At 72.0% G+C, this 26,001-nt stretch carries 19 protein-coding genes; 9 read left to right on the plus strand and 10 right to left on the minus strand.

Features of this window, described 5'->3' with window-relative positions:
- Nucleotides 1-69 precede the first annotated feature (69 nt).
- Nucleotides 70-813 carry an SDR family oxidoreductase gene (locus AB5J50_RS28000; RefSeq protein WP_369261014.1) on the minus strand — a complete coding sequence of 248 codons (744 nt, stop codon included), beginning with the start codon at nt 811-813 and terminating at the stop codon, nt 70-72.
- 266 nt (nt 814-1,079) lie between these two features.
- Here AB5J50_RS28000 and AB5J50_RS28005 point away from each other — a divergent pair, with 266 nt between their 5' ends.
- Genes AB5J50_RS28005 through AB5J50_RS28020 form a run of 4 tightly spaced genes read left to right on the plus strand, consistent with a single transcriptional unit; the run spans nt 1,080 to nt 4,959 of the window.
- Nucleotides 1,080-2,309, plus strand: coding sequence for a cytochrome P450 (locus AB5J50_RS28005; protein WP_369261015.1), 1,230 nt, complete (start codon nt 1,080-1,082; stop codon nt 2,307-2,309).
- Nucleotides 2,306-2,596 (plus strand): ferredoxin, encoded by a 291-nt coding sequence (locus AB5J50_RS28010; protein ID WP_369261016.1) that lies wholly within the window; start codon nt 2,306-2,308, stop codon nt 2,594-2,596. The genes AB5J50_RS28005 and AB5J50_RS28010 overlap by 4 nt, the downstream gene beginning before the upstream one ends.
- Nucleotides 2,597-2,629: 33 nt before the next feature.
- On the plus strand, nt 2,630-3,958 hold the full coding sequence (locus tag AB5J50_RS28015) for a serine hydrolase (RefSeq protein WP_369261017.1): 1,329 nt from the start codon (nt 2,630-2,632) through the stop codon (nt 3,956-3,958).
- Complete coding sequence (locus AB5J50_RS28020; protein WP_369261018.1) at nt 3,955-4,959, plus strand: EamA family transporter; 1,005 nt, start codon at nt 3,955-3,957, stop codon at nt 4,957-4,959. Before AB5J50_RS28015 ends, AB5J50_RS28020 begins: the two co-directional genes overlap by 4 nt.
- On the opposite strand, the gene AB5J50_RS28025 is transcribed toward AB5J50_RS28020, so the two are convergent.
- The 6 genes from AB5J50_RS28025 to AB5J50_RS28050 all read right to left on the minus strand — a co-directional run bounded on the left by AB5J50_RS28025 (nt 4,911) and on the right by AB5J50_RS28050 (nt 14,734).
- A complete protein-coding gene (locus AB5J50_RS28025) occupies nt 4,911-5,948 on the minus strand; it encodes a GNAT family N-acetyltransferase (protein ID WP_369261019.1) in 1,038 nt (345 codons plus the stop codon). The two genes, AB5J50_RS28020 and AB5J50_RS28025, sit on opposite strands and share 49 nt — an antisense overlap.
- Nucleotides 5,945-7,669 (minus strand): ABC transporter substrate-binding protein, encoded by a 1,725-nt coding sequence (locus tag AB5J50_RS28030; protein WP_369261020.1) that lies wholly within the window; start codon nt 7,667-7,669, stop codon nt 5,945-5,947. Before AB5J50_RS28030 ends, AB5J50_RS28025 begins: the two co-directional genes overlap by 4 nt.
- Nucleotides 7,666-8,820: a GNAT family N-acetyltransferase gene (locus tag AB5J50_RS28035; RefSeq protein WP_369261021.1), complete on the minus strand. Its 1,155-nt coding sequence runs from the start codon at nt 8,818-8,820 to the stop codon at nt 7,666-7,668. Before AB5J50_RS28035 ends, AB5J50_RS28030 begins: the two co-directional genes overlap by 4 nt.
- Nucleotides 8,817-10,118 (minus strand): ATP-grasp domain-containing protein, encoded by a 1,302-nt coding sequence (locus AB5J50_RS28040; protein ID WP_369261022.1) that lies wholly within the window; start codon nt 10,116-10,118, stop codon nt 8,817-8,819. Before AB5J50_RS28040 ends, AB5J50_RS28035 begins: the two co-directional genes overlap by 4 nt.
- 161 nt (nt 10,119-10,279) lie before the next feature.
- Nucleotides 10,280-10,669 (minus strand): hypothetical protein, encoded by a 390-nt coding sequence (locus tag AB5J50_RS28045; protein WP_369261023.1) that lies wholly within the window; start codon nt 10,667-10,669, stop codon nt 10,280-10,282.
- A 105-nt stretch (nt 10,670-10,774) separates the two neighbouring features.
- Nucleotides 10,775-14,734, minus strand: a complete 3,960-nt coding sequence (locus tag AB5J50_RS28050) for an SGNH/GDSL hydrolase family protein (RefSeq protein WP_369261024.1) — start codon at nt 14,732-14,734, stop codon at nt 10,775-10,777.
- 344 nt (nt 14,735-15,078) lie between these two features.
- Between AB5J50_RS28050 and AB5J50_RS28055 the strand changes: the two genes are divergently transcribed.
- The 5 genes from AB5J50_RS28055 (at nt 15,079) to AB5J50_RS28075 (ending at nt 21,065) form a co-directional block, all read left to right on the plus strand.
- The gene (locus AB5J50_RS28055) at nt 15,079-15,651 is read left to right on the plus strand and encodes a hypothetical protein (RefSeq protein ID WP_369261025.1); all 573 of its coding nucleotides are present in this window, start codon (nt 15,079-15,081) and stop codon (nt 15,649-15,651) included.
- Nucleotides 15,652-15,784: 133 nt separating this feature from the next.
- Nucleotides 15,785-16,081: a hypothetical protein gene (locus AB5J50_RS28060; protein ID WP_369261026.1), complete on the plus strand. Its 297-nt coding sequence runs from the start codon at nt 15,785-15,787 to the stop codon at nt 16,079-16,081.
- Nucleotides 16,082-16,111: 30 nt separating this feature from the next.
- Nucleotides 16,112-16,606 carry a DUF3052 domain-containing protein gene (locus AB5J50_RS28065; RefSeq protein ID WP_369261027.1) on the plus strand — a complete coding sequence of 165 codons (495 nt, stop codon included), beginning with the start codon at nt 16,112-16,114 and terminating at the stop codon, nt 16,604-16,606.
- A gap of 102 nt (nt 16,607-16,708) precedes the next feature.
- Nucleotides 16,709-17,623: a glycosyltransferase family 2 protein gene (locus AB5J50_RS28070; protein ID WP_369261028.1), complete on the plus strand. Its 915-nt coding sequence runs from the start codon at nt 16,709-16,711 to the stop codon at nt 17,621-17,623.
- Between the two features lie 346 nt (nt 17,624-17,969).
- Nucleotides 17,970-21,065 (plus strand): BTAD domain-containing putative transcriptional regulator, encoded by a 3,096-nt coding sequence (locus AB5J50_RS28075; protein ID WP_369261029.1) that lies wholly within the window; start codon nt 17,970-17,972, stop codon nt 21,063-21,065.
- A 78-nt stretch (nt 21,066-21,143) separates the two neighbouring features.
- On the opposite strand, the gene AB5J50_RS28080 is transcribed toward AB5J50_RS28075, so the two are convergent.
- The 3 genes from AB5J50_RS28080 to AB5J50_RS28090 form a co-directional block, all read right to left on the minus strand.
- The gene (locus AB5J50_RS28080) at nt 21,144-22,850 is read right to left on the minus strand and encodes a bifunctional 3'-5' exonuclease/DNA polymerase (RefSeq protein ID WP_369261030.1); all 1,707 of its coding nucleotides are present in this window, start codon (nt 22,848-22,850) and stop codon (nt 21,144-21,146) included.
- 385 nt (nt 22,851-23,235) lie between these two features.
- Nucleotides 23,236-25,203, minus strand: coding sequence for an FtsX-like permease family protein (locus tag AB5J50_RS28085; protein ID WP_369261031.1), 1,968 nt, complete (start codon nt 25,201-25,203; stop codon nt 23,236-23,238).
- Nucleotides 25,204-25,214: 11 nt separating this feature from the next.
- The gene (locus AB5J50_RS28090) at nt 25,215-25,940 is read right to left on the minus strand and encodes an ABC transporter ATP-binding protein (protein WP_369261032.1); all 726 of its coding nucleotides are present in this window, start codon (nt 25,938-25,940) and stop codon (nt 25,215-25,217) included.
- Nucleotides 25,941-26,001 lie beyond the last annotated feature (61 nt).

The raw sequence follows: 26,001 nt of genomic DNA on the forward strand, positions 1-26,001 counted from the left end.
GGCGATCTTAGGCGCGTCCTCTCTCCGGGCTCTCCTCGTGCCCGGAGCCGGAGACCGTCAGGTCATGGGTCAGGCCTGGTCGGTCGGGCGGATGAAGATCTCGTTGACCGTCATGTGCGAGGGCGCCGTCACGGCGTAGCGCACCGCTTCGGCGATGTCGGTGCTCTGCAACTGCCGGATCTTGGCGACCCGTTCCTCGATGGCGGCCTTGGTCGGCGCGTGGGTGATGTGCTCGCGCAGCTCGGTCTCGACGGTGCCCGGCTCGATGACCACCACGCGCAACCCGCGTTCGGTGACCTCCTGGCGCAGCCCCTCGCTGAATCCGTTCACGGCGAACTTGCTGGCGTTGTAGCCGGCGGCGCCACGGCCCGCCACGCGCCCGGCGATCGACGAGATCTGCACGACCGCTCCCTGGCTCTTGAGCAGGTGCGGCAGCGCCGCGTGGGTCATGTACATCAGGCCCAGGACATTGGTGTTGATCATGCGGGTCCAGTCCGTGGTGTCGGCCCCCTCGACGGGACCCAGCAGCATCACCCCGGCGTTGTTCACCAGGACGTCCAGCCGCCCCAGCGTCTCCACGGTCGAGCGCACGGCGTCCTGGACCGCCCGCTCGTCGGTGACGTCGAGTTCGAGTACGTGGACGGTGGCGCCGGTGGCTTCCAGTTCGTCCCTCAGGGCGTGCAGCCGGTCGACGCGGCGGGCCGCGACGGCGACGGCGGCACCCTCGGCGGCCAGCACCCGTGCCGTGGCCTCGCCGATTCCCGAACTCGCACCCGTGATGAGCGCGACTTTCCCCTGCAGTGCTGAAGTCATCATTTCCCCCGGTGCGGTGGGCTGGCGGCATTGCGCGCGAATGTTCCGTGCGTTCTTGAGAATTCCGTCAGGACGTTAGCAGGAATGCCATTGCGCGGTGAATGCCTCCCGGCGCCGCAAGTTATGACTGTTTCCGGCCGGTTATGCGCGCCGGGCCGCAGGCCAGGACGCCTCCCCGCGGGCACGGCAGATTGGGACGGCGACAGCACGTCGGCGCGACCCCTGTGCGGCGACCTGCGCAGCGACAGAGCGATAGGCGGTGGATGATGCAGAACGACGCAGCGCTCCAGGAAGAGAAGGCGGCGGCACCGTCGTACCCGATGCCCCGCGTCTGCCCCGTGGACCCGCCGCCGCAGCTCGCCGCCCTCCGGGCCGGACGCGCCGCGAGCCGGGTGACGCTGTGGGACGGCAGCGAGGTGTGGCTGGTGACCTCGCACGCCGGTGCCCGGGCCGTGCTGGGCGACCGTCGGTTCACCGCGGTCACGTCCGCCCCCGGATTTCCGATGCTGACCCCCACCTCGAAGCTGGTGCGCGCGGCGCCCCACACGGCCTCGTTCATCCGCATGGACGACCCGGACCACTCCCGGCTGCGCTCGATGCTCACCCGCGACTTCCTGGCCCGCAAGGCGGAGGAAATGCGCCCGGTGCTGCGGGAGTTCCTGGACGGGATGCTGGCCGAGCTGGTGGCCGGTGAGCGGCCCGTGGATCTCGTCGCCGGTCTGACGACGCCCGTGCCGTCCCGGGTCATCACCCTGCTGTTCGGGGTGTCCGAGGACCGCCGGGACTTCATCGAGAGCCGCAGCGCGATCCTCATCGACCGCGGCTACACGCCCGACCAAGTGGCCGCCGCACGCGACGAGTTGGACGGGTTCCTGCGCGAGCTCGTCGAGTCGCGGGTCGCCGATCCCGGCACCGATCTGGTCAGCCGTCTGGTGATCGACCAGGTACGGCCGGGCACGCTGAGCGTCGACGAACTCGTCCCGATGTGCCGGCTGCTGCTGGTGGCCGGACACGGCACGACCACCAGCCAGGCCAGCCTCAGCCTGCTCAGCCTGGCCACCGACCCCGGCCTGGCGGACGCCCTGACCAAGGACGAGGGCCTGCTGCCCAAGGCGGTGGAGGAGTTGCTGCGCTTCCACTCCATCGTGCAGAACGGCCTGGCCCGGGCCGCGACCGAGGACGTACAGCTCGACGACGTGACCATCAGGGCCGGCGAGGGAGTCGTCCTCTCGCTCTCGGCGGGCAACCGCGACGAGCGCGTCTTCCCGTCCCCCGACACCCTCGACCCGCACCGCGACGCCCGCCGCCATCTCGCCTTCGGCCACGGCATCCACCAGTGCCTGGGGCAGTGGCTCGCCAAGGTCGAGATCGAGGAGATGCTGGCCGCCGTACTGCGCTGGATGCCCGGTGTCCGGCTGGCCGTGCCGTTCGAGGAGCTGGACTTCCGCCACGAGGTGTCCAGTTACGGGCTCGGTGCGCTCCCGGTGACCTGGTGAGCGACGCGGACGTGAGCGACGCGGACGTGAGCGATACCGGGGGAGCGGACACGAGTGGCGTACGCCGTCCGATCATCACCACCACCATCACCATCACCGTCGACAGGGACGCGTGCTGCGCCATGGGCCGGTGCGCGGCGACCGAACCGGACCTCTTCGACCAGGACCCCGCCACCGGAACCGTGGTCCTCCTCGACCCCACCCCCTCCTCGCCCGAACTGCACGCCTCGGCCCGCCTCTGCGCCGACCTGTGCCCCTGCGGCGCCATCACGGTCACCGAGCACTGAACGCCCGCGCCCAGCGGCCGACAAGGAGCGATCATGATCGAAGTCCCCGAATCCGCCCCGTCTGCCTCATCAGACGGGCCCGCCGCGTCCGCCCCGTCCGCCGCCGATGAGGCGCTCGCGGCGGACGGCTCCCTGGTGGGGGACGCCTCCCGGTGGGCGGTGGGGCTGTTGACGGCGGCCGGGCTCGCCTCGGACGCGTGCATGAATGGGCGTGTGGTGTCCGTGTTCCCCGGCAGGTACCTCGGGGGCTTCTCGGCGACGCTGCGGGAGTGGCGTACGAAGGGCCCGTTCACGGTCCGGTCCTACCGTTCCGTCGCGCACAAGAGCTGGACGGACCTCGCCGGGGCGGACGGCGCGTGCCACACCCTCGCGGTGACCATCGACTCCAACGGGCTGGTCCGCGGCCTGAACTTCCAGCCCGAGATCGTGGTCCCCGAAGTGCGCGACTGGGACCAGCTGGAGGACGTCGTACGGATACCGGGCGTCGCCCACTCCGTGCTGGCCGCCCGCCTGGAGCCGGGGCGGACCGTGGTCCTGCACGAGACGGACGCCGACCGGCCGATGCCCGCCGGCTCGTCGTACAAGCTCTACGTCATGCGCGCCCTCGTGCGCGCCGTCGAGAACGGTGAGCTGTCCTGGGACGACGAGGTGACCGTACGGCCCGACCTGCGCAGCCTGCCCACCGGTGACATGCAGGAACTGCCCGACGGCACGCGCGTCACGGTGCGCGAGACGGCGTACAAGATGATCGCGTTCAGCGACAACACGGGCGCCGACCTGATCGCGGAGCGCCTCGGCCGTGCCGCCGTGGAGCGGGCCGTCGCGGACTCCGGACACCACGACCCCGCCCTGCTGCGGCCGTTCCTCTACAGCCGCGAGCTGTTCGAGATCGGCTGGGGGGCGCCGGAGCTGCGCGCGGCATGGACCGAGCGCGACGAGGCGGGCCGGCGGGAACTGCTTCCGCGGCTCGCGAGGCCGCTGACCGTGAGCATCGGCGACCTGGGCGAGACGGTGCACCAGCTGGGCCTGGACTGGCACATGAGCGCCTACGACGTGCTGGAGGTGTTGCGCGGACTCGCCGACGACGGCGAGCGCGACACGACCGGCACCGTCGAGGACATCCTCACCGCGTACCCCGGTCTCGTCATCGACCGCGAGAAATGGCCCCGGGTGTTCTTCAAGGCCGGTTCCTGCCCCGGCGTGATGATGTTCTGCTGGCTGCTGGAGAACCGGGCCGGCGTACGGCACGTGCTGGTGCTGCAACAGGCCGCTGACGAGCAGAAGTTGATCGGCGACGGACAGTTCCTGCGCTGGCTCGGCGGGCGGGTCGTCGAGTCCGGCCTCCTGGAAGCCGCCCGGTGAGCGTCAGGGACCGTCTCCTCGCCGTCCTCGTCGCCGTGCTGTGGGGGCTGAACTTCCTCGCCGTGCGGATCGGGCTCGACCACTACCCGCCGTTCTTCCTCTCCGCGCTGCGTTTCGTCGTCCTGGCCGTGCCGGTGATCCTTTTCGTGCCCCGGCCGAAGGCACCGGTGCGCTGGCTGCTGGTCTACGGACTCGGCTTCGGAGTCCTCCAGTTCGGGCTGCTCTTCCTCGCCATCGACCAGGGCATGCCGTCCGGTCAGGCCTCGGTCGTGGTGCAGGCGTCGGCACCGTTCACCATGCTGCTCGGCGCGCTGCTGCTGGGCGAGCGGGTCTCCCGGCGGCAGCTGGCCGGGGTCGCCCTCGCCGTGCTCGGCATGGCCGTGATCGCGGTGGAACGCGCCCGCAGCGCCGCCCTGCTCCCGCTGCTGCTGACCCTGCTCGCGGCACTCGGCTGGGCGTTCGGCAACATCGCCAGCCGACAGGCCCGCCCCGACCATCCACTCCGCTTCGCCCTGTGGATGTCCGTCGTACCACCCCTGCCGCTGCTCGCCCTCTCGGCCGCCATGGAGGGCCCGACCACCGGCTGGCACGCCCTCGGCGACTCCTTCAGCACCGACGGCTGGCCCGGCCTGGCAGCCCTGGTCTACACCGCGCTGGCCGGCTCCGTCGTCGGCTCCGGCATCTGGACAACCCTGCTGAAGCGCTACGAGGCGGGAACCGTGGCCCCGTTCTCCATGCTGGTCCCGGTGGTGGGGGTCGCGGCGGCGTGGGCGGTGCTGGGGGAGGAGCTCACGGGTTGGTTGCTGGCGGGTGGCCTGGCGGTGATCGCGGGGGTACTGCTGGGAACGGGCTGGACCCCCGCGCCCCGTAAGGGGCGCGGGGCTGTGACATCTGCGGCTCCGCCGCGTGGGCGCGGCCGGCCACGAATTACCCGCAGCCTCCAAACCGAGAGTCAGCCCCCCGAACCAACGAGCCCCGTCCAGGACACCCACCGCTCATAAGGCACGAACCCCATGGCCGCATTGACCGCGATCATCGCGGAGTTGTCCTCGGCGTTGGCGGTCTCCACCAGCCGAACCCCCGGCTCGTGCCGCAGCACATACTCCAGGTTCGCCAGCTTCAGCAGCCGCCCCAACCGATGCCCCCGATGCGCCCGATGCACCACCGTCATCCCCTGAAGCGCGTACTCAGGATTCCCCGTGGTCTTCGAGACACTGGTGTACCCGGCCAGCCGCCCGCTCGCCCCGTGGACGACCCCCGTGTGGTACGCCCGCCGCCCCCGGCCGACCCGCATCGTCTCGAACTCCCGCGCGTAACTGGTCCCGACCTCCTGCTCTTCGTCGAACGCCTTATCCCCCAGGGACTGTTCGAGCACCGACACCCGCACCGCGTACTCGTCCGGCGTGATGGTCCCCCATGTGACGAGGGAGTACCCCTCCGGCACCTCGGGGACCCCGGCGGCCAGCGGATCGTGCGCACCCAGGTCGAGCCACTGGTGCACCCCCGCCGGCCCCGACGCCCGCGACGCGCCCACCGCCGCTGCGAAGACCGCCGGTCCCGCGTCCCGCGCCGGCCCCCCGGGCAACGCCTCCACCACGGTCGCGGCCAGCGCCGAACGGCCGTGCCCCGCGGCGATGCCGGCCGCCCGCTCGTACAGCGCCCGCCCGATGCCCCGGCGCCGCAGCCCAGGGGCGACCAGCAGCTGATCCACCCGCGCCACATCTGCGCCGTCGGGCAGCGCCAGCCGCAGCGCACCGACGACCCGCCCGTCCTGCCCGTCGGACCCGTCATGGCGTACGACCCAGTCCTCCAGCTTGGTGGCGGGCGGCGGGAAGCGCAGGGAGCCGCGCATGTCCACGGCGCAGGGCGGTGCGGCTCCCGGCACGTCACCGGCGGAGTCGTCGAGGAGCCGTAGCCACTGGACGACCGTGGTCTCGTCGTCGGCGGCCAGCGGGCTGAAGCGGAGGCCGTGGGTGCGGTCGTCGTTCATGGGGTGTTCTCCCGGTCGGGTACGGGGGCGGCGACGCCCATCGCCTGGATGTCGTACAGCCCGAAGGCCGGATGGACGTACACATTGGTGACCCATGGGTTGCGGAAGTGCAGGGTCTTGTCGTGGACCAGGGGAAGGATCACGGCGTGTTCCATCACCAGGCGTTCGACGGCACCCCACTGGCGGGCCCGTTCGGCGGGGTCGGTGGTGTGCAGGCTCTGGTCGATGAGGTCGTTGACGCGCGGGTCGTCGAGCTCGGAGATGTTCCAGTTGCCGCCGTTGCGTTTGATCTGGCGGCCGTCCACGAGCGGCGCGAGGAAGCCGTACTCGGTGGGGAAGTCGGCGCCCCAGTCGGTGACGACGAGCCCGAGCCCGTGCTCGCGGATCGTCTCCGGATGTCCGGCGCCCAGGCTGAAGTAGCTCGCGACGTCCAGCTCCTTCACGGTCAGCCGGATGCCGACCCTGGCCACCGACTCGGCGACCGCGTCGGCGACCAGCCGGAACTTGCCGCGCTGGGTGCCGATCACCGCGTCGAAGCCGTCCGGCAGCCCGGCGGCGGCGAGTTCGGCGCGCGCCGCGTCGAGGTCGCCCCGCAGGTCCGGACCCGTCGGGTAGCGGTCCAGGCCCGGCTGGTGCGCGGGCAGCCGCGGCGGGAACAGCGCCGTGGTGAGGTCGCCACCGGTGACCGGGCCGCCGCGCGCCTGCTGGAGAAGGATCTTGTCCGCCGCGTAGTGCACGGCACGGCGCGCGTGCACGTCGCCGAACGGCGGGATGTGCGGCTGGAGGGACACGAAGTGCAGGAAGCTCGTGCGCGGATTGTCCGTACGGGAGCGCAGGACGCCGTCGGCCGTGACCCGGTCCTGGGCGGCGTGCTGGAGCCCCCGGCCTTCGAGGTTGATGTCGAACTCCCCGGCGATCAGCCGTTCGTCGAGCTCGTCGACGTCCACGCCGATGGTCAGCTCCACCCGGTCGGGCAGCGCGGGCCGGACCGGGTCCGTCGCGCGGTCCCAGTACGGGTTCCGCTCCAGGTGCAGGAACCTGCCCGGCCGGTGGAGGGCCACGCGGTACGGGCCGCTGGAGCGCGGGTTCTCCCCGTAGTCCGCCCCCGTGTCGGCGCGCCGGGGCACCGGGGCCGTGCAGGGCTGCGCCATCAGATGGTCGAAGTCGGAGAACGGGCGGCGCAGCTGGAAGACGATCGTGCGCTCGTCCGGCGTCCGCACCGACCCGAGCGGCTCGTCGGTCCGGTACGGGCCGGGGTACGGCCGCCCGGGATCGTCCAGCAGCGGTACGAGGTAGGTCGGGCCGCCGGGCAGCACGTCCTGCGCGAACACCCGCTGTACGGCGTGGCGTACGTCGTCCGAGGTGATCGGCGTGCCGTCGTCGTAGCGCACGCCGGTGCGCAGCCGGTAGGTCCAGGTGCGGCCGCCGTCGCTCACCCGCCCGGGGCCCTCGGCCAGGTCCGGGACGGGCACGAGCCCGGCGGGGCCCGGGTCCGTGGGGTAGGCCATGAGGGTGCGGTTGAGCATCCTCTGCAGCAGCCACACCCACACGTAGTAGGTGCGGGCCGGGTCGAGGGAGTCCACGTCGGCCGAGGAGACCAGACGCAGGGTTCCGCCGCGTGCGTCCGAGGGGTTCACCGTCGAACCGACGGCGGCGTTCCAGCCCGGCCCCAGGCCCGCACCCGCGGTGATGCGTGGTTCCGCTCCCTTGCTCATACTCATCGTGTGGTCGTCTCCTTCCCGGAGCCCGTGCGCGGCAGCCGCAGCAGGAACGAGTGCTCCTCGCTCGCCAGGCAGCCGCGGGCGAGCTTCGCCTCGACGCTGCCGATCCCGGCGTGCAGGACGGACACGCCCTCGCGCGCGGCGGCTTCGAGGACGCGGTAGTACAGGACGTCGTAGTAGAGCGGCAGTTTGCCCTGGGCGTCGTAGTCGAATCCGGCACGGTGGCCGAACCACTGCTCCTCGCCGCGGGCCCGGGAGCGCAGCACCATGCCGAAGCCGATGACGGCGCCGTCCTTGCGCGCCACCGAGACCATGGCGTCGTCGCCCATGACCTCGGAGATCCAGCTCAGCAGCCCGGCCGAGTGCTCCGGGCTGGCCGGATTGCCGTACTTCCGCAGCAGGTTGCAGTCGAGCTCGCCCAGGCGCGGGGCCAGCGCCTTGGTCAGCGGTTCGAGGTGGACCTCGACCTTGGCCTCGGCCAGCGCCCGGCGCTCCAGGCGTACCCGGCGGCGCCGGTGCTTGCTCATCTCGGCGAGGAACTGGTCCCAGCCGCCGGGCGGAATGGGCAGCCAGGCGTAGTGCGCCGCGAGGTGCGAGCGGTAGCCGCGGGCGCGCAGCAGGTCCACCAACTCGGCGTCCCGCACATCCACATGGGGGAAGCAGACGGACGCCGCCCCGCGCTCGGAGGCGAGTTGCTCGGCCCGCACCACCAGCGTCTCGACGTCCGCGGGCAGCGCGTCCGGTCCCGCCAGCGTCCGGGTACGGCCCAGGTGCCGGCCGCCGCACACCAGGGACGGCAGCAGCGACGCCGGGTCGCCCTGGGCCACCTCGGCGAGGACGGCGGCGGCCTCCGGCGGGCCGCCGTCCTCCAGGGCCCGGGAGAGCATCGCGTCCGGCCGGGCGAGCAGCCAGGGCACGGAGTCGTCGGCCCACGCGGTGACCAGGGCCGCGACGGGCTTCTCCTCCCGGTGCTGGACGAGAAAGTCCATCGTGGTGCCGGAGTTGCGCTCCTGCACCGCCAGCCAGCGGGACGTCTGGAAGAAGTCCTCCGCGCCGAGCAGACCGTCCCAGCCGGCGGCGGGCAGCCCGGCGGCATCGGCCACCGGCCGCACGTCCGCCCGGCTGCCCGGATAGTGCGCGGCGCCGCTCACAGCTCCGCCGCCTCGTCCTCCTCGACCACGAAGTCGAGGTAGGCGGCCGCCTTGTCGGCGAGGGCCTGGGCCTCCAGGCGGTCGGGTCCGTTGCAGTAGGTGAACCCGACGCAGGAGGAGTTGTCCATGCGCTGCAACAGGTGGTCGCCCTTCTCCACGTGCAGCAGCACCTGGACACCCGGCACCGCGGAGGCGGCCCGTACACCGTCGACCCGCTTGAGGGTGCCGCGCCGCTGTGGGTAGATCATGCGGACGGCGGCGCCCCCGGAGTGCGTGACGGGCTCGATCGGCGGGACCTCGCCGATCGCGAGCAGCCAGGCGTCCAGGATGGGGCTGCGCCCGGTGACGTCCGTGACGAGCATCGTCATGCAGCTCGACGGCGTACGCGGATTGGCCTCGATGACGCGCCAGCCGGACACGGTGCGCCGGACCTCGGTGTGGCACGGCCCGCGGTCGTAGCCGATCGCCTTCAGGGTGTCGCGGACCACGGAGTAGAGCGCGTCGCGCTCGTCGTCGGACAGCGGCACGGGGAAGGTGTGCCCGCACTCGATGTAGGCCGGGTCACCGAACAGGTCCTTCGAGGTGACGCCGAAGACGTGCGTGTACCCGTCCACCGTCATCGTCTCGACGCTGACCTCGACACCTTCGACGTAGGTCTCCAACAGCACGTCCCCGGAGCGCGGTTGCCCGCGCAGGCTGTGCCGTATCCCGGACAGCTCCTGCCACGCCTCGACGAGCTGGGCCATGTCGTCGACGCGGCGGACTCCGTAACTGATGGCCTCCGCGGGCGGTTTGGCGATCATCGGGAAGCCCAGCCGCCGCGCCGCCTCGTCGAGCTGTTCTTCTCCGCTCACCAGCATGTGCGGGATGTTGAACGGTACGTCGCCGAGCGCGACGCGCAATCGGTCCTTGACGTTGGCGGTCTCCACGGCCGCGGGATCGGGACCCGGCAGACGGAGCCGCCGGGCCGCCTGCGCGGCGAGCACCGTGTGGTAGTCGGAGAACGACGTCAGACCGTCCACGAGGGCAGCGCCGTCGTCGCCGGTCACCACGGACACCACCGCTTCGAGGTCGGTGGTGTCGACGTCGATCACACGGTCGACGGCCGCGGCGAGCGGGTGGGAGTCCCAGTCGTGGCCGTGGGTGTACCAGGACCGGTCACCGGTGAGCAGCCACACCTCCAGACCGTGCTCGCGGGCCTGGTGGAGGCCGAGGACGAACGGGTGGTTCTGCATGTGCTCGACGATCGCGATGCGCCTGCCGGCGAACTTCGCATAGTCGGCCAGGGGTGTTGTCATGGGACCGCCTCCATGGTCCCGCCGCCGATCAGGTCGGTGACGGTGCAGTCGACTGGCGTTGAGGGCCAGTTCAGCGCGCCGCGCCCGGCGGAGGCCATGAATCGGGTGGTCACACGCATAGGCGGTCGGCGAGGCGCATAGGAACGTCTCGGCGTTTCCGGCTACTCGCCGCGCGTCCGGACCCCGGCCAGCAGACCCCCGAGCGCCGCGAACAGGGCCAGGAACCCGACGGTCGCGCCGGCGCTGACCTCGTCCTCGACCACATGGCCCCCGAGGAAGATCCACGCCATCGCGCCGACCAGCACGAGCAGGTGATTGCCGCGCTCCTTCAGTACCCGCATCCCCGCCCACAGCAGCAGCGGCATCGACGCCACCCCGGCGATCCCCGCCAGCAGCGACTCCAGGGACCCGGCGAGGAACGCGTCCTGGTCGGCCTCCCGCACACCTGACGCCCACTCCCTGCAGGACGTCCAGATCCAGTAGCAGACGACGGCGGACACCGCCGACACGGCAGCGCCCTTCACCCAACGGGCGGTCCTGCGGTTCGTCATGACGCCAGCCTTCCATCGCACGGCAACGGGGGCCTGAGTACGAGTACTCAGGCCCCCGTCGCCTCTACGGAGCCTCTTCTGCGGTGCTTCTTCTGCAGAGACTGCCTACAGCGAGTTCTGCAGACTGTCGGCGTACAACCGCGCACCCGCGATCTTCGGGTGGAAGGACTTCATGGACGGCGCCACATTGCCCGGCAGCCAGTTCCAGTCCCGGTTGTCCGCCTTCGAGTGGCCGGACAGGACGATGCCGTTCACGTCCTCCGGGTCACCGCAGATCGCCTTGCCGGCGAACTCGTCACGCGGGTCGGAGAAGACCGCGTTCGCGCCGTACTGGCTGTTGGCGTCGTCGACCGCGCCCTGCATCTCGGTGGCCAGTGTGTCCGCCATGCCGTTCAGCCACGGAGCTTCCTCGGTGCCGATGCCGGGGATGCAACTGCCGTCGTTCTCCAGGAGCTTCGGGTAGCCCATGAGGACGATCTTCGCGTTCGGCGCCTTCAGATGGATCGCGTTGAGCGTGCCGGCCAGCCGCGGCCGGATCTGCTCGTGGAGCCATGTCGGCGCCCAGTCCTCCAGTGAGCCGGTCGACTCGCCGTTCTTCTGCCCGGTGTCCGGGTCGACGGCGTCGATGGAGTTGTCGTTGCACACGGTCAGGGCCGTGATGCACTCCTGGACGATGTCGGCGAACCGGGCGTCGTTGCCGCCGACGTTCAGGGTGACGAGCGTGGTGTTCTGGTCGAGATAGCCCTGGTCGATCTGTGGCAGCTCACTGCTCTGGCCCTGGCGCAGGATGTTGTAGTGGCGGGCGCCGGAGCAGGCGATGAAGTGGTAGTCCATGTCCGAGTCGCGGTCGTCGGCCATCGCCCCGATCGACTTCGAGTAGCCGGGCAGCGTGGCCTGCCGCGACCAGGAGTACTTCGACCGGTGGCACTTGTCCTCGGTGTCCGGCTGCAGCGGGTCGTAGTAGTCGGACTCCGGGTAGTAGTCGTCGCCGCCGTTCGCCGAGGCGCCCTCACCCGAGGAGTAGGAGTCGCCCATGGCCACGACCATGTTCGTCGCCTTGCTGCTCAGCGGCTGGAAGCCGACCGAGTCCCAGGCGACGTCCTCCGTGCCCTTGCCGTCCTGTGTCACGTTGGACAGGGCCACCGTGGGCGCTCCGGTGAAGTTGAAGACGCCGAGCGGCACCCACTCGTTCTTCATCACCCGCTGCGGCAGCGCGCGGTTCGGGCTGGTGGAGTCCGTGCCGCCCACCTTGTACATGGCCTGGCGGGTGTGCGCGCCGTGGTCGGGCAGGTGCACCCAGACGCGCATCCAGCCGCGGTCCGACTTGTTCAGCGTCCAGGTGCCGGTGGTCCGTAGCCGGGCCGCGTCGGTCGTCCCGCTCTTGTTGGTGTGCGAGAACCAGAAGTGGTTGCCGTAGGCCGCACCGATCTGGTGCAGGTCGATCCGGGACGAGGCGCTCCCGAAGTCCATGTCGAACGAGCCCGCGGACGACACCGTTCCGCACGATCGGGTGCTGGAACCGGCTGGGACGATCCCGTCGGCGAGGTCGTCGACGATGTACGTCCCGGAGGGCAGGTTGGCCGAGCACTCCGGCGGATACGAGTTCGCGTCCGCCTGCTCGGGATAGGTGTCGTCGAACCGGTGGATCGGGTTGCCGCACTGGGCGCTGGTCGTGCAGTTCTTCCAGGTCGCGGACTTGGTGAACCAGCACTTCAGGTACAGCGGGTCCGTCGTGCTCGGGTCGCCGGGAAGCAGGCAGGGGCCGCCACCGGTGTCGTTCGTGGCATCCGTGCTGATCTTCGACGCGTCGCAGTCGTTGCTGCTGTCGCAGAACAGCGAGATCGGGGGCTTGGCCGCCGTGCGGTAGGCGTTGCTGTTCCACCACGCGGCGCGGTAACCGGCCTGGAAGTCACCGGGCGCGAACATCGCCGAGATCGGCCGGGCCGCCCAGCCGATGACCTTCTCCTCGTACGGCCAGTCCTGCGGGTGCGCGGCGTGGCTGTAGTCGTCGGCGCCGGCCGCGTCCTCCAGGAACGGCGTACGGTTCTCCTTCCACAGCGGGTTGGCCGGGTTGTTGGTCCAGCCGAGGCCCCACTTGCCGGAGTTGAGGCCCGAGTCCGACCGGAGGTGGTAGCCCGTGTTGTACGACCACAGGGCGGCGAACCAGTTCTCGATGTACTTCGGGCTGCCGTCGTTGATGACGATTCCGTCGGCGCGGGTCTGGTTCCACTTCTCGACCAGGATGTTCACGCCGTCCGCGATGTTGGCCGCGTAGTCGAGCGCGACGGCCTCCTGCTGCGTCGTCGTCAACGTGTCCTGGCCATGGCCCGGAAGCCGCATGCCGTCGGTGACCTGGGTGACGCCGTAGCCGCAGTCCGACTTGGTCCAGTCGATGGCCCACGGGTCGGTCTGCGTGCCGTCGGAGGAGTAGACGGTGCCGTAGAAGTTGCCGACCAGCGGGTTCGCCGTGACGCCCGGTACGGCGTAGCGGGTCGCCTGCCACATGTTCGACTCCTGCGCGGTGACGCCGAGCATCACCGTCGCCGGGACGTGCCAGTCCGTGCCGCTGCCGCCGCTCAGCGAATTGAGCGGGAACAGGGTCTGCGGCGCGTACGCGGCCATCCCCGTGTTCTTCCAGTTCGCCGCCCGGGTCGCGCCCTTGTTGAGCGTGCCGACGACGGCCTGGTCCACGGCCCACTCGATCTGCCGCGGAGTCGGCTGGAACGCCTGCTTCTTCGGGTCGTTGCGCGGGACCGCACACGTGCGGTCCGTGTCGACCGGCGTCGACAGGGTCGAGATCCCGCCGGCCTTGGCGGGCGCGGCCAGGGCCGGGCTCGTCGCGGTCGCCGAGCGCTGGGCGGCCGCGCTGCCGATCCGGTTGCCCGGCATCGCGTCCAGGACGGTCGTCCTGCCGGTGTCCAGGGCCTTCAGGGTGATCCTCGCGGCGCGCGCCGAGAAGGAGTCCTGCTGCGTGATCCTGGAGTCCTTGCCGTCGGCCCACGCCGTGGTCACGGCGGCGGCGCCCCGGCTGGAGATCCGGGCGTCCTTGTCGAGGCCCCCCGGGTTGCGGACCGCACCCGGCAGCGAGCCGCCGGTGCGGGCCTTGCCGGTGACGTACACCGTTCCCGCGGGCGTGCGCGTGAGGTCGAACTTGGTCAGCGAGCCCTGCGCCAGCTGCGCGGCCTTCGCCTTGCCGTTCGCCGCCCGCAGCGCCCCCGCGGTGACACGGGAGACGGCGGCCTGGTCATCGGCCGAGGACTTCTTCTTTCCGCCGGGCAGCCGGTCGATGAAGGTGACACCGCCGTCGGCGTCCGGCGCCAGCTGGAACGGTACGGCGTGGGTGCGGGCCACCGTCTTCACCGTGGAGCCGTCGATCCGTACGACCTGAGCGCCGCGCGCGGCGACGATCCCGCCGTCGGCCGGCACCGCCGAGGTGACCTGACCGGCCACCTTCGTCTTCGCGGTCTTCCCCGTGGCGGCGGCGACCGTGACCAGCCGGGTCTCGTTCGTCTTGGATGTGTTCTCGTCGGTGAACTGGGAGAACACGGCGTCGTCACCGGTGCCGCAGCCCGGCGAGAAGTAGCCGAGCGTGGCCTGGAACGGCAGCTTTCGTACGGCGCCGCTGTCCAGGTTCACGATCGCGGTGAAGGCGCCGCGGCTCATCAGCTCGGGCTTGTTGGTGAAGGTGCGCGGCGCGTACGCCACGGCGGCGTACGTGCCGGACCCGGTCACACAGGCGTTGCCGATCCAGGTGTCCGTTTCGAAACCCGGCTCGGACAGCGAGGCGGCGGTCTTCCACGCGTAGCCGTTCTTCTCGTCGGCCACCATCACATGGAAACCCGTGCCGTCGCCGGACGTCGTGAACGCCCGGTCCGAGGACGACTTGTAGCTCTTGCCGAGCAGCGCGGCACGCTTCTCGGCGGGAACGGCGCTGGGCTCGGTCTCCGCCTTGTCTTTGGTGGCGGTCTTCGAGGAGGACCATCCGTTGGCCGCTCCGGGCGGGACTGCGTCCGCGTAGGCCTGCGTCGTACCGGTACCACTGGCCACCGCGATCGCGACGGCCATGATCACCGGGACACGCGCATATCTCACTGTGCTGCGTCTCAACTTCCTGTCTTTCTCCTGGGATTCACGCCCAGATCAGGGCGTGCAACCGCACCCGGGGACCGGCGCCGACAGACAGAGAAGGCAAGCCCTCAGGGGGCGGAGATGTGGGGGCGCCGGCTCGATGTCACTCCTGTGGCCGGCGGGAGCATGGTGACAGCGGGCCCTCTTCTGGCGATCCCCTTCAACTCCCCGGTGGGGTAAGGCTGTTGGTCGCTCTTCGCGGGCTCTTCGCAGGCTCTTTCCGGCTGAAATGAGTGTCCGTACTCAAGCGGCCGGGCGGCTCCCTCTGCCAACCTGGCGGCATGTCTTCCCATGCGAGCGGTGAGAGTCGTCGGAGCCGTCAGAGCGCCATCGGCGCCGCCCTCTTGGCCGTGACCGCCGCCGTGTCGCTCGCCGCGTGCGGAACCCAGACGCCCGGCGCGCAGCCGTCCCGCACCCCCGCCGCCGACTCCTCCTCGCCGCCCGCGAGCCCGCAGGCCGAGCCGGACCGGGGCGACAGCGCGCCGCACAACGCCGAGAACAGCGTCGGCCGCCGCCCGGGGGACATGAGCCCGGCGGACGAGGCGGCCGCCAAGGAGCGGGCGAAGAAGGTCGGGCCGGCACTGGAGAAGCTGCGCCGGCAGGGGCGCATCAGCCCCAAGGACGTACGGCCCGTGCTTCTCTCCCTCGGGTTCCGCGCCACGGACATGCGGGTCCAGGACCCGTGGTCGAAGTGGAACGTGGACCACGCGGAGAAGGTGCCGGGCACGGCGTACGGCATCTGGGTCGGCAAGACGGCCTGCATCTCCGGCACGGTGAGGGCGGACAGGGTGTGGACCGAGGTCACCGGCCCCTATCCGGAGACGGCCTGCATCGCACCTCCGGTCGCCCACTGATCCCGCACGCCGCGATACGCGACTGCGCGATACGGAATTGGTCCCCTGTCACACATCCGCCCTCCCGCGCGTCAGGGAGACGACGGCGCCGCGACGACGTGGCCCGCTGAGAGGGATACAGGGAGATGACGACATGACCGTTCTGATGGTGCGTTCCACCGCGAAGCCCGAGTCCGTCGGCGAGCTCGAAGAGGCCCTGAAGAAGATGTTCGCCGCCATCGAGCGCGAGCGGCCCGCGGGCGTGCGCTACGCCTCGTACCGGCTGCCCGACGGAGTCACGTACGTCGCGCAGCTGGAGCTCGCGGACGGCGTCGAGAACCCGCTGCCCGCGATCGCGGAGTTCCGCGAGTTCCAGGCGGGCCTGAAGGACTGGCTGGCCGGCCCGCCGTCGGCCGAGCGGTTCGAGATCAGGGGCGCGTACGCGGCCTGAGCGACGCACCCGCGGTGCCATGCTCCACGCATGGATGTCTCCGGCGCTGAAGGTACGGCGGGTTCGACGGGTACGACGGGTTCGGCGGGCGGCGGCGGGTACTCCGGTACCCCGCTCGCCAAGAAGATCGGTGTCAAGGCAGGTCAACGGGTGCGGCTGACGCACGCGCCGGCGGACTGGGCCATTCCCGGGCTGCCCGAGGGCTGCGAGGTCGCCGCCGGGGGCCCGAAGGGGGCGGCCGTGACCGTCGCCTTCTTCCGGGCCCTCGCGGACCTGGCCGCGGAGGCATCCGGGCTGGTCCGGGACCTGTCCGACGACGCGATGCTCTGGATCGCCCGGCCCCGGCGCGCGGCCGGGCACCGGAGCGACATCACCGAGAACGATCTGCGGGAGATCTTCCTGCCGCTCGGAGTCGTCGACGTGAAGGTGGCCGCGCTGGGCGACGACTGGTCGGGGCTGAAGTTCGTACGGCGCAGGGAGAACCGGCAGAGGGAGAACGGGCAGAGGGAGAACCGGCGGGTTTGAGTGCCTACGTCCGTACGTACATCCGGACGTACACCGGGGCGTACGTGAGGGGGAATTCCGGTGAACGGCTAGCATCGCGGCACAGTTGTCGGCCGGGATGGGGTGGGTGTCGTGTCACAGGCGGAGGAGGGGCCGCGGATCGCCGTTGCCGTGGTGACCATGGGGAACCGGCCCACCGAGGTCGACGCCCTGCTCACCTCCGTGGCGAAGCAGGACGTCGCCCCCGCGCGGATCGTGATCGTGGGCAACGGCTGCCCGCTGCCGGAGTTCGCGCAGCGCCTCGGGCTGCCCGGGGAAGTGACCACCATCGAGGTCGACGAGAACCTCGGGTGCCCCGGCGGCCGCAATGTAGGACTCCAGCGCCTGAGTGAGTTCGGGGACGTCGATGTCGTCGTCGAGCTCGACGACGACGGGCTGCTCGTCGACGCGGATGTGCTGCGCAAGGTACGGGACCTGTACGCGGCCGATCCGCGGCTCGGCATCGTCGGCTTCCGCATCGCCGACGAGAACGGGGAGACCCAGCGCCGGCACGTGCCGCGGGTCGGGGCCAAGGACCCGATGCGCGGCGGCCCGGTCACCGGGTTCCTCGGCGGCGGGCACGCCCTCTCCATGCCCATGCTCGCGGAGATCGGTGACTGGCCCGCCGAGTTCTTCTTCGCGCACGAGGAGACCGACATGGCCTGGCGTGCCATCGACGCCGGGTGGACCGTGCTGTACGAGCCCGGGCTGCTGCTCCAGCACCCGAAGACCTCGCCCGCCCGGCACGCCATCTACTACCGGGTGACCGCCCGCAACCGGGTCTGGCTCACCCGCCGCCGGCTGCCGCTTCCGCTGATCCCCGTGCACCTGGGGATCTGGATGCTGCTCACGCTGGCACGGACCCGGTCCGTCGGCGGGCTGAAGGCCTGGTTCGGCGGGTTCGCGGAGGGGCTGCGGAAGTCCGGCGGGGAGCGGCGGCCGATGCGCTGGCGGACGGTGTGGCGGCTCACCCGGCTCGGCCGGCCGCCCGTCATCTGAGGCCCGTGAGACCGGTCATCCGAGCGGTCTCGCTTGTCTCGCTCAGGCTCGCGACGTCTGGAAGACAGACGGAGGCCCCGGTCGCTCACCTCCGACGACCGGGGCCTCTCGCGTCCCCGGATCCGGCCGCGGCGGCGACACTCCCCCGAGTTACGCGTTGTACGCGCGCACCGTCGGGCCAGATCCGATGAAGTGATCACATCAGGCCACGCCAACGGATCGCTAACATGTGGCCAACGGATCCATTGGGGGCCGTGAGTCGGTCGGCGGGATGTCGCCGTAAGAAGGCGCGAAGTCGCCGGGGCGTGGCCTGAGCGGCCACGCGGGAAGGCAGTGGGGCGGCGTGATGCGGGACGGGCTGCGGTTCGGTCTGCGGTACGGGCTGCTGGGGCCGCCGGTCCTGTACGGCGCCGACGGCGAGTTCAGGCCGATCGGCAGCGGGAAGATGCGTGCCCTGCTGGCGGCGCTGCTCCTGGAACCGGGCCGGGTCGTCTCGGTCGACGTACTCAAGGACGCGCTGTGGGGCGGGGCACCACCGGCGTCCGCGCAGGCCTCCCTGCAGAACCATGTGACGCGGCTGCGGCGCCTCCTCGACGATCCGGAGCGGCTGCGTGCCGTCCCGCCGGGATACGTCCTGCGGGTCCGCGAGGGCGAGTTGGACGTCCGCGTCTTCGAGGACCACGCCACGGCCGCGCGCGCCGCACACGCCCGGCGGGACTGGGAAGGGGCGCTGCGCGAGTCCACGGCGGCGCTCGCGCTGTGGCGCGGCACCCCGCTCAGCGGCCTGCCGCCCGAGACCGGCGGACACGCCTTCGTCCAGCGCCTGGAGGAGGCCCGGCTGCTGGTCCTGGAATGGCGGTACGAAGCCGAGCTGCGGCTCGCTCCCACGGCCGCCCGACTCGACCGGCTGGCCCCGGAACTGGCCGCCCTCACCGCCGAACACCCGCTCCGCGAGGCCTTCCACCGGCTGCTGATGCTTGTGCTGCACCGCACCGGGCGGCAGGCCGAAGCCCTCGCCGTCCACCGTGACCTGCGGGCCCGCCTGGTGGAGGAGCTCGGCGTCGAACCGGGTCCCGCGGTGCGCGAGGCCCATCTGGAGATCCTCCGGGAGCAGCGCGGTCCCGAGGGGGCGCCGGAGGCCGCCGACGGCTCAGAACGGGGAGAGCCGGAGACCACGGCCGTCCCGGCAGATGCGGGCGGCCCGCCGCGCCCCGCCCAACTTCCGCCACCGCCCGCGTACTTCACCGGCCGCGGCGACATCCGTGAGGAGCTGCGGCTGGCCCTCGACCCGGATCGCCGGACCACCGGACCCGGCGCCGCGGGCGCGGCCGAGGGGATGCCCTGTGTCGCCGTGCTCAGCGGCATGGCCGGCGTCGGCAAGAGCGCGCTCGCACTGCATGCGGCACACGGGCTGCGGGACCGTTTCCCCGACGGCCAGCTGTACGTCAACCTGCACGGCGCCACGCCCGGTATGACCCCGCTCACCTCCGGCCAGGCGCTCGCCGCGCTGCTCCGCGACCTCGGCGCCGAGCCGCGCCGGATCCCCGAACACCCGGACGCGAAAGCCGCGTTGCTCCGGTCGATGCTCGCGCCCACCCGCACCCTGATGGTGCTCGACGACGCCGTACACGCCGCGCAGGTGCGGCCGCTGCTGCCGGCGGGGGCGGGCTGCGCGGTGATCGTGACGAGCCGGTCTCCGCTCACCGCGCTGGACGGCGCACACCGCTTCCCGCTCGCACCGCTGTCGGACGAGGACAGCGCGACGCTGCTCCGTGCGGTCTCCGGCCGCCGGGACGGCCTCGACGGCGACCACGCCCTCGTCGAACTCACCGGCGGACTCCCGCTCGCCCTCCGCGTCGTCGCGGCCCGCCTCGCCGCCCGCCGCGCGCTCACACCGGACGCGCTCGCCGGTCAACTGGCCGCCACGGAAGGCCGGTTGCACCACCTGGAGTACGACGACCTGAGCGTCCGCCGGTCCCTGGCCGTCGCGCACGACGCGCTGCGCGCCTCGGAGCGCGAGGCCGACCGGGACGCGGCGCTCGCCCTGTGCCGTATCGGCGCCCTCGACCTCCCCGCGTACGGGGCGCCCCTCCTCGCCCGCCTCTCCGGCATCGACCCGCGTCGCGCCGAGGCCGCCCTCGACCGCCTCGTCGACGTCGCCCTCCTGGAGGAGACGGCGTACGGCCGCTACGCACCCCACGACCTGGTGCGGGACTTCGCCCGGGAGATCGCGGGGGCGACGGAGGCAATGGGGGAGCCGGAGAGCACCGCGACGACGGTCGACGGCTTCGCCGGCCCGGGAACGCCTGACCCCGGCGCCCAGGACGCGGCCGTCGCCGAGCTCGCCCTGCGCTGGTACGCCGGTGTCGCCGCCCGCTCCCTCGAAGCCATCCTCGAACCCGGGCTCGACCGCGAGGACCGCAGCCGCCCGACCGCCTCCCAACCGCCCCCGCACACGGTGGACGTCGCGGCGACACCACCGTTCTGCACCTCGCAGGAGGCCTTCGCCTGGGGCGACCTGGAGCTGGAGAACGTGGTGGCGCTGGTGGAGCGCTATGCGGAGACCTCCCCGTACGTCCCCGTCCTGGTCCGCATGCTCAACCCGTACGTCCAGCGCAGCGGCCGCGTCGCCGAGGTGGAGATCCTCCAGCGGGCCGCGCTCGGAGCGGCGCGCAGGCTCGGCGACGAGGCCGCCGAGGCATACGCGCTCGGAGACCTGGCGGGGCTGCACTTCATGACGGGCCGCGCGAGCGACGCCCTCGCCCTGAACGACGAGGCACTGGCGATCTGGCGCCGCCTCGGCGTCCTGTCCTGGGTGCGACGGGGCCTGAACAACCGCGGCATGCTCCTCGAAGGGCTCGGCCGCTACGCCGAGTCCGGCGAGGCCCTGCTCCAAAGCCTCGAATTCTCCCGCGAGTTGGGCGACCCGCACATGGAGGCCATCACCTACAGCCACCTCGGCAACCTGTACGAGCACACGGACCCCCGGGCCGCCATCGACCACCACAAGCGCAGCCTGGCGATCGGCGACGCGATGGGGGACGTCATCCTCCGGCACTCCGCGCACTGCAACATCGGCTACGCCCACCTCACCCTCGGCGAACCGGCCGCCGCCGTACCGCACTTCGAGGAGAGCCTGCGCATCCTCGGCGGCCACGGCGACTGGCACGGCGAGTCACAGACCCGGCTCGGGCTGGTGCGCGCCCTGCGCGGGGTGGGGCACTCGGAACGGGCGACGAGCGAGTGCGACCTCCTGCTGTGCCGCGCCGACCGCCGAGCCGACCGGTACACCGGAGGCCTGGCCCGCCACCAGCGGGGGCTGCTCCTGCACCTGCGCGGTGATACCGAAGCGGCGTACGAGCAGTGGAAGTCGGCGCTGGAGGCGCTGGAGGAGACGGACAGCCCGGTGGTGGGGGAGTTGCGGAAGCTGCTGGCGGAGTAGGAACGCGGGTAGGTACGAGGAGCAGTCAGGCCAGGTACGGCAATTGCGGAAGTCGCCGAAGCAGCCGGGATCTGCTGCTCACTTGGCATCGGCGTAGCACTCCACCACAGCCGTCGTGAACGGAAACCGGACGGGTGTCTCCCCGAAGGTGAGGCGCCCCGCGAGGTCGGCGGCCTCGCGGATCGCGATCACCACGGCGTCCGCCTCCTCCGCCGGACAGTGCACGATCACCTCGTCGTGCTGGAAGAAGACCAGCTCGGCGGCGAGGTCCGTGCAGGTGCGCCGGAGCGCGGCGAGCACCAGCAGCATCCAGTCGGCGGCGCTGCCCTGCACGACGAAGTTGCGCGCGAACCGGCCGCGGGCGCGGGAGTTGGAGGAGGCGTAGCCGGGAACCCACCCTTGATCGGCGCCGGTCTCGGCGTCGTCGCCCTCGGGGCGTTCCTGGGGGAGACCAGCCTCCTCCCCGCTGTTCTCCTCCGCCGCCCCCACCGCAGGAGGACAGGTCCGCCCCAGCCAGGTCCGCACGAGCCGTCCTTCCTCGCCTGCGCGCGCCGCGTCGTCGACGTACGCCACGGCCTTGGGAAAGCGCCGGCGCAGCAGGGCGAGGTTCTTCAGCCCGTCACCGGACGTCTGCCCGTACACCGCTCCCAGCACCGCGAGCTTGGCCTGCGCCCGGTCACCGGCGAACGCCCGGTCGGAGACCGACTGGTACAGGTCGGTCGGACGCCCCGCGACCTCCATCAGCCCGGGATCGCGGGAGATGGCCGCCAGGACCCGGGGCTCCATCTGATCGGCGTCGGCCACGACGAGCCGCCACCCGGGATCGGCGACGACGGCACGCCGGATCACCTTGGGGATCTGGAGGGCGCCCCCGCCGTTGGTCACCCACCGTCCCGTGACCGTCCCACCAGGCAGGTACTCAGGTCTGAACCGCCCGTCGCGGACCCAGTCCTGAAGCCAGGACCAGCCATGAGCGACCCAGATCCGGTACAGCTTCTTGTACTCGACGAGCGGCTTCACGGCAGGGTGGTCGATCGACTCGATCTCCCACCGCCGGGTGGACTTGACCTTGATCCCGGCCTGCGCGAAGGCCTTGACGACATCGGCGGGCAGATCGGGCCTGACCCGTCTCCCGAAAGCGGCCGACACCTCATCCGCCAGCTCGGCAAGACGCCGGGGCTCGCCCCCGCCCGCGTACCGCTCCCCGAGCAGCTCGTGCAGCACGTCCCGGTGCACGTCCGCGCTCCACGGCAGCCCCGCCTCGTTCATCTCGGCGGCCACCAGCATCCCCGCCGACTCGGCGGCCGTCAGCAGCCGCATCCGCTCCGGATGCGCGGTGGCGTCATGCCGGCGCTGCTGGTCGGCGTACACCTCCAGGAGATCGCCCAAGGGCAGGTGGACCGGACGCGGCTCAAAGAGCGAGGACTGCGAACCGGGCTCGGCGGAACGCTGCGGCGGATCAGCCGGTACGGGGCCGCCGCGCAGCCTCGCCAGCGCGGCGGCCGCCGACCGGGGCTCGCCGAGCCGCCCCTCGTGCCCGAGCAGCAGCGTCTCGGCGGCCTCCATGTCATAACACCGCTCGACCCGCGCCCCCGCTGCGAGCAGCCGCGGATACACATCGGCTGTGGCCCGCCAGACCCACCGGACCACCTCCGGCCGGGACCGTACGGCCTCCGCGAGATCCGGCTCCCTGCGCACCGGCCCCGCGGGCAGCCCGTCGGCACCGAGGACGGCGACCTCCGCGCCACCGTCCTCGGCCGGCGAGAGAGCCCAGCGCTCGGTCATGCTTCCGAGTCTTGCACCAGGGTCTGACAATGGCTTTCGCCCCCGCCGCCCCTACCCGTCCCATCCTCCAGGGGCTCCGCCCCTTCGACCCCGTGGGTTGTCTTCAGTCTGCGGGTGGGTGGGGGTTGCTCGCGCAGTTCCCCGCGCCCCTCAAAAGAACCCGGGGCGGACCGGCGTGTTTTCAGGGGCGCGGGGAACTGCGCAATCTTGAACGCATGCCCCCACCCACCCGCACCCGTCGACCCACGGCCCCGACCCCCAACGACGACGCACAGCAGGCGACCACCCAACACGCCCCCCACGCACCCCCCAACCAGCCCCCACGGCACCACAACCCCCACCGGCGCCGACAACCGCCCCAACGCCGCCGCCACCCCCACGAGGTTCACCCCCGCCACCGCACCGCGAGAACCGCCCCCACCCAGACCCCCACCACAGCCTCACCCACGACCATCCGCACCGCCTGTCCCCGCGTAGCCCCCGTCAACCGCAGCGACCGCAACTCCGCCCCCCGCGCCGAGCCGGCCATCAGCAGCGTCGCCGCGAGCGAAATCCCCGCGTAGACAAGGGCGATGCCCAGAACCACCAGCAGCCCCAGCCGAGTCTGCGGCCCGGTGCGCGGGTGCGTCGCGGCCAGCCATGCCGATGTGGACCGCACCGTGCCTCCGGAGGACCGCAGCGCCGCCACGACGGCCGCCCGGTCCACCCCCCGCCCCACCCGCACATCGAGCCGGTCGACCACGGCCCCGGCCGCGTTCGCCGAGGTCACATACGCCCCGTTGTCACCCGTCCCCCGCGCCAGCACCGCCACGATCCGCAGCCGTGCCGCCCGCCCGTCCCCGAGCCACACACGCACCCAGGAGCCCACCTCGTGCCGTTCCCACTCCTCGTTCACCACGATCGAACGGTCATCGAGATCCCGTACGTCCCCCGCCACCACCGGCAGCCGCGCCACCGACGCGAACGCCGCCACATCACTCACCGCCCGCGCGTCCGACCGCACGAGAGCGGTCCCCTCCTCCCGTACGAACACGGCAGTGGACGCGGACCCTGAAACCGTCGCCCCGGCCACCCGGACCTCCCGCAACCCCCTCACACCCCCACCGGTGACAACGAATTGAGCCCGCGTCTGCTCCCGCGCCTCCGTGGCCTTCGCCTTCGTCACGGTCGCCGCCGCCCCCAGCAGCGACCCGGCCAGCGCGACCGTCACCAGGACGGGAGCCGCCACGGCAGCCGTACGCCGCAGCGAAGCGCCCGCGTTCTCACGGATCAGCAACCCCACGGCACCGGGCAGCCGGCCAAGGGGCAGCAGCCGTACGACGGGACGGACCAGCACGGGAGCGAGCACCGCCACCGCCGTGACCAGCAGCATCGGCTGCGTCGCGTACGTCTTCCGCTTCAGCAGCTCGGCAGGGTCCGTCCACAGCAGCCACCCCAGCAGCCCGAGCCCGCAGACCAGCAGCCCGTACCCGACGACGCGCCGCGACCACGGCATCACCCCCGTATCGACGGAAGCCTCCCGCAACGCCTCCACGGGCCCGACCCGCCCGGCTCGCCGCGCAGCCGCCCACGCACCCCCAAGGGCCACCAGCACCCCAGTGCAGAAGGCGACTTGGCAAGGCCAGTCCACCCACCCCCGCAGCGCGAACCAGGACGGCGCCACCCCGCCGTCCACCAGCGCCCGCACCAGCCGAGGCGCTCCCCACGCCCCCAGCGCGCACCCCACCGCCGACGCGACGAACCCCACCGCGACGGCCTCCCCGAGCACCATCCGCCGCACCTGCCCGGGCGTCGCCCCGGCCATCCGCAGCAGCCCGAACTCCCGCCGCCGCAAGGCCACGACGAACGCGAACGTCGACGCCGTCACGAAGACCGAGACGAAGGCCGTCACCCCGGCCGCCGTGCCCAGCAGGGCGTCGACCCCGACCAGCGCCCCGGCGTCGCGCGCGGCGGACGGGTCGGCCTGGTGGCGGTCGTCGCCGGTCAGCACGCGACCGCGGTCGCCGACCACTCGACGTACGGCCGAGGCGGTTGCGTCGACACCGACGGCATCCCGAGCCGCGCCGTCCATCCGGACGGTGCCCAACTCCCGCAACTCGCGGACCAATTCACTGTCCACAGGGTGTGGATGAGCCAGCGGCTTCGACACGAGCGCGGTCCCCGCCCCCCGCCGCACCTCCACCGTGAGCGTGTCCCGGCCCATCACCACGACGGGCGAGGACGCGAACCGCGTCGGCGGGCGCGCGGGCGGATCGAGCGCGGCGGCGAGGCCGAGCCCCATCGCCGTCATCACGGCGACCCCGAGCGCGACGGCGACGAAGGAGCCGAGAAGGGACGCCCAGCGTGTACGCAACGAGGAAAGGCTCAGCACGTCACACGCTCCAGCCCCGCCATCCGCGCCGCGACCGCCTCCGCCGAGGGTCCCGCCAGCTCCCCGCTCACCCGCCCGTCGACCAGAAACACCACCCGGTCCGCATACGACGCCGCCACCGGGTCATGCGTGACCATGACCGTCGTCTGCCCCTCCCTGTCCACCAACTCCCGCAGCAGCGACAGCACTTCACGACTGGTCGTGGTGTCCAGCGCCCCCGTCGGCTCGTCACCGAACAGCACCGCGGGACGCGTGATCAGCGCCCGCGCGAGAGCGACCCGCTGCTGCTGCCCGCCCGACAGCTGTGACGGCCGGTGCCCGGCACGGTTGCCGAGCCCCACCCGGGCCAGCGCCGCGCGCACGGCCCCGCGCGCGGGCCGCCGCCGGGCCAGCCGCAGAGGCAGGGCGACGTTCTGCGCGGCGGTCAGGGACGGCAGCAGATTGAAGGACTGGAACACGAACCCGATCCGCTCCCGTCGCAGCAGCGTCAGCCGGCGTTCGCTCAGCCCGGCCAGCTCGACCCCGTCGACGGCGACCGTCCCGGAAGTCGGCCGGTCCAGCCCGGCCGCGCACTGCAACAGGGTCGACTTCCCCGACCCCGACGGCCCCATCACGGCGGTGAAGGTTCCGGCGGCGAGGTCGAGATCGACCCCGTCCAGCGCGGCGACGGCGCCGTAATCACGGCGCAGAGATCGGATACGTACGGCAGTGGTGGTCATGCCCTCCAGCGAACCGTCCCGGACGCCCGCGCACACGACCACCAGAGGGCGTCCCGGGGGT

Origin of the sequence: Streptomyces sp. R35 (genome assembly GCF_041053035.1) — a bacterium.
GTDB lineage: Bacteria > Actinomycetota > Actinomycetes > Streptomycetales > Streptomycetaceae > Streptomyces > Streptomyces lutosisoli.

What these genes read in the sequence shown, in the direction of transcription:
- AB5J50_RS28000 (WP_369261014.1), bottom strand. Translation starts at nt 813, where the DNA reads ATGACTTCAGCACTGCAGGGGAAAGTCGCGCTCATCACGGGTGCGAGT.
- AB5J50_RS28005 (WP_369261015.1), top strand. Translation starts at nt 1,080, where the DNA reads ATGCAGAACGACGCAGCGCTCCAGGAAGAGAAGGCGGCGGCACCGTCG.
- AB5J50_RS28015 (WP_369261017.1), top strand. Translation starts at nt 2,630, where the DNA reads ATGATCGAAGTCCCCGAATCCGCCCCGTCTGCCTCATCAGACGGGCCC.
- AB5J50_RS28025 (WP_369261019.1), bottom strand. Translation starts at nt 5,948, where the DNA reads ATGAACGACGACCGCACCCACGGCCTCCGCTTCAGCCCGCTGGCCGCC.
- AB5J50_RS28030 (WP_369261020.1), bottom strand. Translation starts at nt 7,669, where the DNA reads ATGAGTATGAGCAAGGGAGCGGAACCACGCATCACCGCGGGTGCGGGC.
- AB5J50_RS28040 (WP_369261022.1), bottom strand. Translation starts at nt 10,118, where the DNA reads ATGACAACACCCCTGGCCGACTATGCGAAGTTCGCCGGCAGGCGCATC.
- AB5J50_RS28045 (WP_369261023.1), bottom strand. Translation starts at nt 10,669, where the DNA reads ATGACGAACCGCAGGACCGCCCGTTGGGTGAAGGGCGCTGCCGTGTCG.
- AB5J50_RS28050 (WP_369261024.1), bottom strand. Translation starts at nt 14,734, where the DNA reads ATGGCCGTCGCGATCGCGGTGGCCAGTGGTACCGGTACGACGCAGGCC.
- AB5J50_RS28055 (WP_369261025.1), top strand. Translation starts at nt 15,079, where the DNA reads ATGTCTTCCCATGCGAGCGGTGAGAGTCGTCGGAGCCGTCAGAGCGCC.
- AB5J50_RS28060 (WP_369261026.1), top strand. Translation starts at nt 15,785, where the DNA reads ATGACCGTTCTGATGGTGCGTTCCACCGCGAAGCCCGAGTCCGTCGGC.
- AB5J50_RS28065 (WP_369261027.1), top strand. Translation starts at nt 16,112, where the DNA reads ATGGATGTCTCCGGCGCTGAAGGTACGGCGGGTTCGACGGGTACGACG.
- AB5J50_RS28075 (WP_369261029.1), top strand. Translation starts at nt 17,970, where the DNA reads ATGCGGGACGGGCTGCGGTTCGGTCTGCGGTACGGGCTGCTGGGGCCG.
- AB5J50_RS28080 (WP_369261030.1), bottom strand. Translation starts at nt 22,850, where the DNA reads ATGACCGAGCGCTGGGCTCTCTCGCCGGCCGAGGACGGTGGCGCGGAG.
- AB5J50_RS28090 (WP_369261032.1), bottom strand. Translation starts at nt 25,940, where the DNA reads ATGACCACCACTGCCGTACGTATCCGATCTCTGCGCCGTGATTACGGC.